We start from the raw sequence: 11,744 nt of genomic DNA on the forward strand, positions 1-11,744 counted from the left end.
CTAATGAGTTGACGCCCTGGCCTTAGATAAACCTTATGTTATCAACCGTCAACTTCAGCGGAACACCGGGCGCTGGCTCAGCAGCTTTGGAAGCGGGAGCGGCCTGTAGGGCCGGCCGGCGCACTTCTTCTTCACCTCGAGGGCCAGCTCGTCCCTGGTCATGGAGACGCGCTTGCCGCTCTGGCGGATGCTCACCGAGAAGAGGCCCGACTCGACCTCCTTGTCGCCCACCACTGCCACGTAGGGCACCCACTCCATGCTCGCGCGGGCGATCTTCTTCGACAACGTATCGTCGCTGTCGTCCACGTCTACGCGGACGCCGTCGATGTCCAGATATTTACAGTAGTTGAGCTGCTTCTCGGACACCGGTATGATGCGCACCTGGGTGGGCGAGAGCCAGGCGGGCAGCGTGGGCGTCTCATGCTTCAGCGCCTCCTCGAGGATGGAGTAGTACCACCGCTCGATGCTGCCGATGCTCGAATGGCAAATAATACAGCCTTTTTTCTTTCCGTCGCTGTCCGTGTAGTCTATGCCGTATACGGCCGCGTCCTTGACGTCCAGCTGCACGGTCGACAGCTGGATGCAGCTCCGGGTGGAGTCGACGCCCTGGAACTCGTTCTTGACGGCCCAGTAGTGCTTCATGTCGCTGAGCACCTCCACGAAGGCCGGCGTGTTGGAGTACTTCACCAGGTCGGCGATCCTGGACTTGTTCTGCAGGTAAAAGGAATCGACGATGCGGAACACGACCGCGTACTCCACGCCGGAGGCGTCGCACAGGTCGGCGTAATTGCGATAAAGTTCCTGGTACTCGTTCCATCCCTCGTCGATGTCCCGGCAGAAACAGTGGATATCCGGCATGTGGAACGCCCTTAGCCTCTTGAGGCCGGACAGCTCTCCGTCCCGCTCGTATCGGAAGCTCTTGCTGAACTCGTACATGCGGAGTGGCAGGTTACGATAGCTGATGGTGGCGTCCTTCATGATCTTGAAGAGGCCGAAGTCGCCCGCGAACCGGAGGATGAAGTCCTTCTCGGGGTGGTCGGGCGCCTTCACCGTGTAGTGCCTCTCGTGGAACGTGCCCGCCTGTTCTTTTATCTGGGGGTCGTCCCAGTCGAACAGCAGCGGCGAGTCCACCTGGATGGCCTTGAACCGGTTGATAGCGATATCGTAGGCCCAGTCTCTCAATAATTCAAAGATCAAATAACCCTTCGGATAAAATCTAAAATTGCCCGAGTCCGACGAGGGCTCGTATCCGACGAGCTCGTGGCCCTGCATGATCTTAATGGAGGGCGGCTCCTTCATCGGGGGCATCTTCAGCTCTTCCGAGACCACGTAGGATTCGAGGGGCTTGCAGCCGATGTCCTTCAGGACGTTAAGCACGTCCTCAGGCTTAGTCAGGTCCAGGGGTATCTCCGCGCCGTCGGGCGTGACGATAAAATGTCTGCTGCTGATGCTCTTTACGACGTCCTCCCTGTTCTTTGCCTTACTCATCAAGCATGAAGCCTCCGCTCATGATATTAAGTAACGGGATATCTTATAAAGATTTATCCGGCGGGCAGTCGCCGGCTGCAAGCCGCTTCATCGAAATATATTTCTAAGCGGCAGGAGTACCTCCGTTTCATGAGCCAGACCCTCCAGTTCGAGATCGACCCTCTTCGCATTTCGGGAGACTTCGTGGGCAGCGTGCTCGTTGCCGTCGACGTCATGGCGTACTCGAGGGAGGACTACCCCAGGCCCGACGCGCCCGTATGCCTCATCGCGGCGGCCCACACGGGCGGCCTGAGCTCGATCAGCAAGGCCTACACGAAGCTGTTCATCGCGGGCGCCCCGACGCTGCCGGAGGAGAAGCTCATCATAAGGGACTTTGCGGCCTACCTGGACATGTTCGACGGGGGGACGCTGGCCGCCCACTACGGGGCATTAGATTCGCCGGATGAGGGCTTCGACGTGCCCTACCTCCTGGCCAGGGCGAAGAGCCAGCACCCGGAGGTCTACGTATCCCTCAGGCGGCCGCTGAATAAATTAAAACGCCACGACACCTGCGCCTACGTCAAGGAGAACATGAACCTGCCCTCCGCGGAGCTCGACTACGTGGAGAGCTATTACGGGCTGGCCCGGAAGCCGGACGCCATCATCCCGGATGTTAAGGCAGCGATGGATAGCTACTGGAGGTCGGGGGACGCCTCAGCGCTCAAGAGCGGCCTCGCGAACGCCTATAATTGTTTGCGGATCGCGCAGTCGCAGATCAAAAAAACAATTTGCTGCACGGACATTCCGCTATAACGGCGGAAAAAATGCCCGAAACCACAAAAGATTTAAAAGACACTAGTGTTAAAAGTGAAATATATGACGAAGACAGATTCTCCAGCCGAACCTTTCGCGGAGCCCATGGCCCAGAGCCGGGACCTGGAAAAGGAGAAGCAATCCATTCAGGAAGAGCTTGACCTGCTAAAGCTCCAGTACGAGGAGCTGAAATCGAGGCTCTTCGAATCCACTATCATGAATAGTAATAATCTAAAGGAGATCCAGCGGCTTCAGCAGGAGGTCGCCCACCTCAGGAGGACTCCTTTATTCATCGCCACCGTCATCGAGATCGTCGATGGCGGAATGGTCTTACTCAGACAGCATGGCAATAACCAGGAAGTGCTCACCAAGCCTTCGGACGAGATCATGGGGAAGCTGACGCTGGGCACCCGCGTGGCCGTCAACAATTCATTAGCCGTCGTTAAGATCCTGGAGAAGCCGGCCGATGTCCGTGCGCGCGTCATGGAGGTCATCGAGGCCCCCGGCGTGAGCTACGAGGACATCGGAGGCCTGGAAGACCAGATCCGTGAGGTCGTCGAGACCGTCGAGCTGCCGCTCACCGAGCCCGAGCTGTTCGCCAGCGTGGGCATAGAGGCGCCCCGGGGCGTTCTGCTGTACGGCCCGCCGGGAACCGGTAAGACCTTACTGGCTAAGGCAGTGGCACATGCCTCGAAATCCACGTTCATCCGCATGTCGGGCTCAGAGCTGGTCCACAAGTTCATCGGCGAGGGAGCCCAGCTCGTGAGGGACCTATTCCAGATGGCCCGGGACAAGGCGCCGAGCATCATCTTCATCGATGAGCTGGACGCGGTCGGAGGCCGCAGGACGCACGACGGCACCACCGGCAGCGCCGAGGTCAACAGGACAATGATGCAATTGCTCTCCGAGATGGACGGCTTCACCGACAGGGGCAACGTCCGGATCATGGCGGCCACGAACCGCATCGACATGCTGGACCCCGCCATCCTGAGGCCCGGCCGGTTCGACCGGATAATCGAGATCCCCCTGCCCGACGATAAGGGCCGCGAGTCGATCTTCAAGATCCACACCCGGAAGATGACCATGGACGCCGACGTCGACGTGCCAAAAATCTTAAAAGAGATGACGGACGTCAGCGGCGCCGACATCAAGTCGATCGTGACCGAGGCCGGCATGTTCGCCATCCGCAGGCGGAGCAAGTCGGTCAGCGGCGACGACTTCGACAAGGCGATCAAGAAGGTCATCCACAAGGAAGAAGTGGCCGTTGCGCCGCCCAACACGGTGTACGCTTAAAATTAGAACGGGGCTGCAAAGCCCCCATATCCTTTTTCATTCTAAGTTAATCCAGTATTTGCACGAACCCTTCGTTCCCATTCACCCGGATCCGGGCTCCGTCCTTGATGAGGCTCGTAGCATTCTCCGCTCCCACGACCGCGGGTATGCCGTATTCCCGGGCGATGACCGAGCCGTGCGTCATCATGCCCCCGACCTCCGTGACGAGGCCTTTCGCCGAATTAAAAAGCGGCGTCCACCCCGGGTCCGTATACGGCGCGACCAGGATCTCTCCCGGGCTGAGTTTCGCATCCTCCGGCTTCAGGACGATCCGGGCTATGCCCTCCACGACACCTGCGGAAGCGGGCGTGCCTATGATGGCACCCTCGGGCTCTCCTGTAGCCTGGCGCTTGCCCGTAATGGCCTCCCCTTCGCTCGTCATGACCCGGGGCGGCGTCAGCTTTTGGAATTGCTCTCGTTGCTTTTCCCGCAATGCGACGATCTCCCCTACGTTACCCGAAAAATGGCCCTCTTCCAGCGCTAATAGCTCGTCCAGCGACAGGTAGAACACGTCCTTCTCTCGCGCCAGGATGCCCGCTTCGACCAAGCTCCTTGCCTCGCCCAAAATGCCCTGCCTGAACACGTAAAATTGCTGCATGATCAAGTATTTGGGATATTCACGCATGCCCATCAGGTTCCTGTACACGTGGATGAGCCGGGACATCGCTTTCGCCTTGAAAAAGCCTAGCCTGGCCTTCCCCATGTCCGAAAGAATCTCAGCTGCGGCCAGGTTGGCATCCTCCTCTCCGCGCTCGAACCTCTCGCGGTGCTCCCCGGGACCGACGCTTCTGATGTGGCTCAGGATCGGGGGAACAAGCAGCGCGGGAGAATCCTTCCACCGGGGATTCGTAATGTCGATCTCCCCTGGGCTCCGCACGCCATACTGATCCATGAAACGGTCCAGAGCTCGTTTGAACTCGGCCCCGCCGTCGACTTCGAGCAGGCCGGCGTAGAACGTCTCATCTTTGGCCCTACGCAGGTAATCGACGACCTCAGGATACTTCCTGGCCACATCGGCGAGGTCGCCGACCGCCAGGCCGCTATCGGTGGTGACGTTGCCGGGCAGCGACCTGTTCAGCCGGCTGAACATGTGAGCGCCCTGCTTTTCACCATACTGGCTTTTTAACATGCCATGAATGATCCTGGATGACGGGATGGCGGCGATCAGGTAGGGGAACACCATCGGGAATAGAGTTGGCAGTAGCTTCTCCAGACCATCCTGTATCAGCCTGATCCGCACGGGCCCCGATACGCTCGAGATTTCCCTTTCCCGGGCAATCCATAATTGCCCCGTAGAGGCGACAAGGTAATCCCTTCCCCTGGCCGGGTCCGCGAAGAGCACGATGAGGATCGCTTTGCCGATGCCCGGCAAAACGGCGAGGGCCGCTTTTATCAGGGTGCCGATCTTAATGCGTTTAGCGCGCCGGAAGTCGCTGCGGCCGAACACTTCTCTCAGCGAGGCCGCCATCCTCTCATCGAACATGACGGCCAGTATCCGCGGCGCCAAATGCTGAGCGGGCCTGAGCACAAGCAGTGGCGTCGGGTCGATGAACAGCCGCCCGCCGGCCTCGACGACGATATCGCTCTCGGGGGAAGGCTTAGCGAACTTCAGGAACGACTTCAGGACGGAAATGCCCAGGGGACGTATCGGGTCCATCATCATCTGCACGTGCCCGAACGAGATGAGCACGTGCAGGCCATCGCCCGCAATGCGGGGGACGGGGAACAGGGTAGTGATGGGCCGGCTCTGGAGAACGTAGAGCTTCCCGTCGGCCAGGCACCATTCGATGTCCTGCTCCGTGCCGTAATGGGCCTCGATCCCCTCGCCGAGCCTGGCAAGTTCGACGATCTTTTCATCCGACAGCGCCTGCGCTTCTTGCCTTTCGGGCGGAATGTCTTTCTTGACCGTCCCTCCTTCGGGGAGGGGTGAGATCGCGACGGCCTTTTTCGCTATCCGCTTTTCCACGATGACGCCCGAGCGTACCTTGTAATGGTCGGCGGTGACTACCCCGGACACGAGCGCCTCACCCAGGCCGAAGCTTGCGTCGATGGAGGCCGTCCTGCGGCGGCCGGTGATGGGGTCCGCCGTGAACAGGATGCCCGACACTTCCGGAAAGACCATCTCCTGGACGACGACAGAAATATAGACCCGGCCGTGGCCGAACCCGCTCCTCGCCCGGTACGAGATGGCGCGGTCCGTGAACAGGGAAGCCCAACAGTCCCGGATCGCATGAAGCATCCGCTCCCCGTCCCGGACGTTCAAGTATGTCTCCTGCTGCCCCGCGAACGACGCCGTCGGCAAGTCCTCCGCCGTGGCGCTGGAGCGTACTGCGTATGCTTTATCCTCGCCCGTCAGCTTCCACGCCTCCAGGATGCTTTCCCGGATATCGTCGGGCATTTGATGCGACCTCAGACATTTCCTGACGCTCTCCCCGAGCTCGTGGATCCGCCCGAGATCATCATGCCGTATGCCCTCGAGCAGATCGATCAGCTCATCCATCTCTTCGCAGGAGCGTATGAATTTCCGGTATGCAGCCGTCGTAATACAAAATCCTCCGGGGACCGGATAGCCCGCTTTCGTCATCTCGCCCAGGCTAGACCCTTTTCCACCGACCTCCGGTAAGGATGCCTTATCGATCTCGCTAAAGTACAGCACGTATCTTTCCATTCGAATCGCCCTGTCGCGGACGGCTTCTGCTATCTTCGACAATATGTGGTCCAGGCATAAAAAAGCTGGCGGCTCATGGGAGCCGCCGCTCACTGGAGCCGCTTATTCAGGCTCAGCGCCGACAGGGCCACCATCACCACGGCGAACGCGAGCAGGACCACGATATCGATCAACACGTCCCCGAGCCCCAGGCCCCTCACCATGATGTTCTGCAGCGCATCGTTGGCGTAGGTCAGCGGCATGAGGTACGAGAAGACCTGCAGATAGTTCGGAAGCGTCGATATGGGCCAGAACATGCCATCCAGGAAGATCTGGGGCAGGATAAGCAGCGGTATGAACTGGACCGCCTGGAGCTCGTTCTTCGCGAACGACGAGCAGAATATGCCCAGGTTCACGCTCACCAGCGTGACCAGCAATTGCAGCGCAACGACGTCGTAAATGTTCCCGACGATCTTCACGTTGAGCACGAAGACGGCGAATGCCAGGATAATCATGGATTGAATTATGGCGAAAACGCTGAATCCCAGCATGTAGCCCAGGATGATCTCCGAACGCGTTATGGGCGAAACCAATAACCGCTCGAAGGTGCCGAACGACCTCTCCCGCAGGAACGTAACGCCCGTAAAGATGAAGATGAACGCGAAGGCAATGACGCCCAGCAAGTAAGGCGCGAACAGGTCGAGCATGGCGAAGCCGTCGCCGTAGATGACCGATGAGTCGACGTTCACGGTGAAGTCGTTCTTCTTAACATTCGACAGGGCTGCCACGGTGGCGTTCTGCAGCTTCGAGCTCAGGAGCGACAGCCCCTGCTGGTACGCCGAGATGTTCCTGGGGTCGGGCGCCATGGCCATGACACTCAGGTTCACCGCGTGCTCCTCGTATATGTCCCGGGTGAAGTCCGGCCCTATCACGAGAGCGGCGTTGAGCTTTTTATCCTTGATGGACTGGTTCACGTCGGGCCCTTCAAGGCTGACGACGGTCAGGTTACCCTGTTCCAGCAGCTCGTATATGAGCGTGTCAGAGAGTATGATGCCGTCCAGGCCCTCGTCCTGGTTAAGCACGCCGATGCGGAGCGATGTGTTCGTGAGGTTACCGGCGGGCATAGCCGGCAGGCTCAGGTTCATGCTGAACCCCGCGCCCCCCTGCATGGCGGACGTGAGCGCCGCTATGGTCGCGTTATGGGCCTTCATGTTGACGGAGGCCGACTTGCCCTGGTCGGTGCCCTCCGTGACGATGGAGGCGTAAACGGTCTGGTCCACCAGCACGTCCTCCGTGAACCCGGGGCCGAAGATGATGGCGCCGTCGATCTTTTTGTCCTTGAGCGACTGGTTAACGTCCGCACGGCTCAGCTCGACGACGGTGATGTTGCCCTGTTCCCTGAGCTTGTCGACCACGTCGTGCGAGAGCATCACACTACCCAGGCCCAGATCCTCGTTCACCACGCCGATGGTCACGACTTGCGTGGTACTCGCCGTATAGAAGTAGCCCAGCAGGGCCATGACGATGGAGGGAACAATGATTATGAGACCGAAAGTACGCTTATCACGAAGGCACTGGGTGATGATGCGCCTTGCCAGCGAAAGTATTCGCAGCGGGCTCACTGGCCTCCCTCCGAAAACTTCATGAACGCGGCCTCCAGGTTATCGCAGCTCGTGTACTCTTTTAATTCGGCAGGCGAGCCCTCGATGAGCTTCCTGCCATCACGAATAAATGCAAGCCGGTTACAGTGCTCGGCCTCGTCCATGACGTGTGTGGATACGATGAGAGTGACGCCTTCATTGTTCAAGTAGTGGAAGTACTTCCAGAGTTCGCACCTCAACTGCGGATCCACGCCCACGGTGGGCTCGTCGAGGAAGAGCAGCTTCGGCCGATGGACGAGCACGCAGGCCATGGAGGCCCGCTTTCGCATGCCCCCCGATATAGTGCTCACGATGCTGTTCTGGCGGTCCGACAGGCGCGTGATATCCAGGATATCGTCGATGCACTTCTCCCGCTCGTGGCCCTGCTGCCCATAGAGCGAGGCGAAGAACCTGACGTTCTCCCGTATCGTGAGGTCGCTGTAGAGCGCGTCCATCTGGGTCATGTAGCCGATGGAGAGGTTATTCCGCCGGTCGGGCTGTCTCCGGCCCATGACGCTGGCGCTCCCTCCCGTGGGCTTCAGCAGCCCGCAGAGAATCCGTATCAGCGTGGTCTTCCCGGCGCCATTGGGGCCGAGCAGGCCGTAGTTCTCGCCGTAAGGGATCTTCAGGTCGACATTGTCGAGCGCCGTGATCTTGCCGAAACGCATGGACAGGGCCGAGCAATCGATGATGTATTCTTCCGTTCTCTTTTCCATGGCCGCTTCTTGTCTCAACATTTTTCTGCCTCAGGGCTGGTAGTTTTACCAGTTACTACTAATAGGCTAAACTATAAATACTAATAGGCTAAACTATAAATAAGTTGTGTGGAGTAGTAATATTTAGAACTACCATGAACTCCATCTCAAACGGCCTGGTCGAGTCGCTGAAGATGCTGGGCCTCACCGAGTACGAGGCGAAGGTCTATTCGGCGCTCGTGATGTTCGACCGCGCCGAGGTCAAGCAGGTGTACGAATATTTAGACGCTCCCAAGCCGAGCGTCTACCAGAGCTTACGGTCATTGACCGATAAGGGCCTCGTGCAGGTAGTTAATTCCAAGCCGGCCATCTACCGGGCCACGCCTCCGAAAATAGCGATAAAGCACATGATGGAGGCCCACAGGAAAGCCGAGGACATGGCACTGCAGGAACTGGAGGAGATCGAGAAAAGCAGGGTGGAGAGCGACTATCCCGACGTGCTCTGGACTCTGTACGGCGAGGAGAACATTGAGCATAAGATGGAAGAGATGCTGGGTAAGGCGAAGCACTCCCTTGTGATGATACTTCCGCGGGACCACGTCCATTATCTCGACATGCTCCGTGGAAAGGACATTTCTGCTGAGCTCATCGTCTTCGGGAGCGACGTAAAGGCCGCGGTGGAGTCTTATGGGCTAAAAAATGCGAAGGTCCACGATGCATTCAGTATAGACCTGTCCGATCTGCATATGCTGTTAAAATATTTCGAGGCATTCCCGCTGCCGCCCGACAGGATCGATAAGTTCCTGCTAGTGGCCGCCGATAACCAGGAGTTCATGTACATCCCTCCGATACCCGGCCCCATCCCGTCGGGCATGACGTCACGCAACCAGTTCGTCCTGGCGCTGATGAACACGGTGTTCCACATACTCTGGGACCGCACCTCGTGAATCATAGAAGTGCGAAGCTACGGAGTGGCCTCATCCGGCCACGTCATAGGTTGATTCTTTTTCGGGCAAAGGGCAAATTATATAATGCAACGTGCCTAACACCAATTCCATCAGAAGGTAAACCATGATCGACTGGAAGAAGTGGAGGCACGTGACCAAGCTGGACCCGGACAAGCCCATTACGCCGAAGGCGGTGGCGGAGATAGTGGACTCCGGGACGGACGCCATCATGGTCTCCGGCACGCAGAACATCACGAAGGAGAACGTCGCCCGCCTCGTGGACATGCTCGCCCAGTATAATATACCCAAGGTGCTCGAGCCCGCCGGCACGCCCGGCATGAGGAGCGACCTGGACTTCGCGTTCATACCGTCCGTCTTCAACACGAAAAACCCCAAGTGGCTCGTGGGCGCGCACAAGGACTTCGTGCGCGACTTTCAGATCGATTACTGGGATAAGATCATACCCGAGGCGTACATCGTCCTCAACCCCTTCTCCGCGGTCGCCCTCGTTACCCGGGCGCAGACGGGCCTGGGCCCTAAGGACGCGGCCGCGTATGCCGAGGTCGCCGACCGGTTCTTCAACTTCCCCATCGTGTACGTCGAGTACAGCGGCGTCTTTGGTAATCCGGAATTGGTTAAGGCAGTTAAAGAAAAGTTGCACAACTCGGTCCTCTACTATGGCGGGGGCATCGACTGCCGCGAAAAAGCCGAGCAGATGGCGAAGTACGCGAACACCATCGTGGTGGGCAACGCAGTCTACAAGAAGGGCGGCGTCGAGATGCTCAAAGAGACCATAGTCAAATAGCGCTTTTTGGCCTGCGGATAACCATAAGCTTTATATTTCTGCACACTGCTTATGAAGATGCACTAGCCGGGATAGGGTAGTTGGCAATCCTATGGGACTGTGGATCCTTTGAGCCGGGTTCGAATCCCGGTCCCGGCCCTAACTTTTAACAAAGGTTTTTGCACGGCAGCGAAAGGTAACAGATGACACTCGAAGAAGAAATACGGGCCATCCAGGAAGAGATGGACAAGACCCAGAAAAATAAGGCCACCGAGCACCACATGGGCAGGCTTAAGGCTAAGATGGCCCGCCTCAAGGATGAGCTCATTAAAAAGGCCATCGCGTCCAGAGGTGGCGGCGCGGAAGGCTATAGCGTCAAGAAGAGTGGGGACGCTACCGTCACTTTAGTCGGATTCCCATCGGTGGGAAAGTCCACGCTCATTAACAAATTAACGGATGCACACTCTGAAGTCGGATCATATGATTTTACAACGTTAGATGTCATCCCGGGTATCATGGAGTACAAGCAGGCCAGGATACAGGTGCTCGACCTGCCCGGCCTGGTCAAAGGCGCTTCATCCGGCCGCGGCAGAGGCCGGGAGGTCATCTCGGTCATCCGGGGCTGTGATCTGATCGTATTGATCATCGACGTGTTCAATTACCAGCACATGAAAGTTCTGGAAGATGAGCTCTACGACGCCGGCATCCGCATCAACCAGCGGCCGCCTGATGTGACCATCACGAAGCTCGTAAAGGGCGGCATAACCATCACGTCCACCGTCGAGCTGAGCATCGACCATGAGACCATCAAGACAGTTCTGGGCGAGTACAGGATGCATAATGCGCTCGTGAACATCCGTGAGGACATCACCGCGGACCAGCTCATCGACGTCGTCCGGGGCAATCGAGTCTATATACCGTGCATCACCGTCGTCAACAAGATAGACCTCGTGGATAAAGAGCATATGAAATCGTTCCCGAAGGATGCCCTGAAAATCTCGGCCGACATGGAGTCCGGCCTGGACGCGCTGCGCGACGAGATCTACGACAGCCTCGGTTTCATCAATATATACCTGAAGCCGCAGGGCGAGCCCGCGGACATGGACGAGCCCCTCATCATGAGAGCGGGGTGCACAGTGGGCGACGTATGCGACCGGCTCCACAAGGACTTCCGGCGGAAGTTCCGGTACGCCCGGGTCTGGGGCGACTCGGCCAAGCACGCCGGGCAGCGCGTGGGGGTCGACCACGGTCTCGAGGACGGGGACGTGCTGACGGTCATCATACAAAAATAGGCTAGGTTATACGCCGGAAGGCTGATAGCCGGGATTTTTCTTATAAATTCCGAAATCGACAAGAAATACAAATTTAATACATTTTTGTGTAAATTTTTTCTTAAACGACAACTTATTATAGGGTAAA

At 58.0% G+C, this 11,744-nt stretch carries 9 protein-coding genes and 1 tRNA gene; 6 read left to right on the forward strand and 4 right to left on the reverse strand.

The genetic code is table 11. From position 1 onward, the window contains the following. Positions 1–54: 54 nt before the first annotated feature. On the reverse strand, positions 55–1,488 hold the full coding sequence (locus MCP_RS01295; RefSeq protein ID WP_012899003.1) for an aminoacyl--tRNA ligase-related protein: 1,434 nt from the start codon (positions 1,486–1,488) through the stop codon (positions 55–57). Between the two features lie 129 nt (positions 1,489–1,617). Between MCP_RS01295 and MCP_RS01300 the strand changes: the two genes are divergently transcribed. Both MCP_RS01300 and MCP_RS01305 read left to right on the forward strand, forming a co-directional pair. Next, positions 1,618–2,280 carry a hypothetical protein gene (locus MCP_RS01300; protein ID WP_012899004.1) on the forward strand — a complete coding sequence of 221 codons (663 nt, stop codon included), beginning with the start codon at positions 1,618–1,620 and terminating at the stop codon, positions 2,278–2,280. 63 nt (positions 2,281–2,343) lie between these two features. Continuing rightward, positions 2,344–3,573, forward strand: a complete 1,230-nt coding sequence (locus tag MCP_RS01305) for a proteasome-activating nucleotidase (RefSeq protein WP_128566956.1) — start codon at positions 2,344–2,346, stop codon at positions 3,571–3,573. A 46-nt stretch (positions 3,574–3,619) separates the two neighbouring features. On the opposite strand, the gene MCP_RS01310 is transcribed toward MCP_RS01305, so the two are convergent. The 3 genes from MCP_RS01310 to MCP_RS01320 form a co-directional block, all read right to left on the reverse strand. After that, entirely contained in the window at positions 3,620–6,280 is a 2,661-nt protein-coding gene (locus MCP_RS01310; RefSeq protein WP_012899006.1) for a phosphoenolpyruvate synthase, read from the reverse strand. Between the two features lie 89 nt (positions 6,281–6,369). Next, positions 6,370–7,881 carry an ABC transporter permease gene (locus MCP_RS01315; protein WP_012899007.1) on the reverse strand — a complete coding sequence of 504 codons (1,512 nt, stop codon included), beginning with the start codon at positions 7,879–7,881 and terminating at the stop codon, positions 6,370–6,372. Further along, the gene (locus tag MCP_RS01320) at positions 7,878–8,636 is read right to left on the reverse strand and encodes an ABC transporter ATP-binding protein (RefSeq protein WP_128859882.1); all 759 of its coding nucleotides are present in this window, start codon (positions 8,634–8,636) and stop codon (positions 7,878–7,880) included. Before MCP_RS01320 ends, MCP_RS01315 begins: the two co-directional genes overlap by 4 nt. 113 nt (positions 8,637–8,749) lie before the next feature. Between MCP_RS01320 and MCP_RS01325 the strand changes: the two genes are divergently transcribed. From MCP_RS01325 to MCP_RS01340, 4 genes are all read left to right on the forward strand, one after another. Beyond that, entirely contained in the window at positions 8,750–9,541 is a 792-nt protein-coding gene (locus MCP_RS01325) for a TrmB family transcriptional regulator (protein WP_012899009.1), read from the forward strand. Between the two features lie 124 nt (positions 9,542–9,665). Further along, complete coding sequence (locus tag MCP_RS01330) at positions 9,666–10,346, forward strand: phosphoglycerol geranylgeranyltransferase (protein ID WP_012899010.1); 681 nt, start codon at positions 9,666–9,668, stop codon at positions 10,344–10,346. Between the two features lie 65 nt (positions 10,347–10,411). Further along, positions 10,412–10,484 (forward strand) — tRNA-His (locus MCP_RS01335). Positions 10,485–10,528: 44 nt separating this feature from the next. Beyond that, positions 10,529–11,617 (forward strand): OBG GTPase family GTP-binding protein, encoded by a 1,089-nt coding sequence (locus MCP_RS01340; RefSeq protein WP_012899011.1) that lies wholly within the window; start codon positions 10,529–10,531, stop codon positions 11,615–11,617. The last annotated feature ends 127 nt before the right edge of the window (positions 11,618–11,744 follow it).

Source organism: Methanocella paludicola SANAE (assembly GCF_000011005.1).
GTDB lineage: Archaea > Halobacteriota > Methanocellia > Methanocellales > Methanocellaceae > Methanocella > Methanocella paludicola.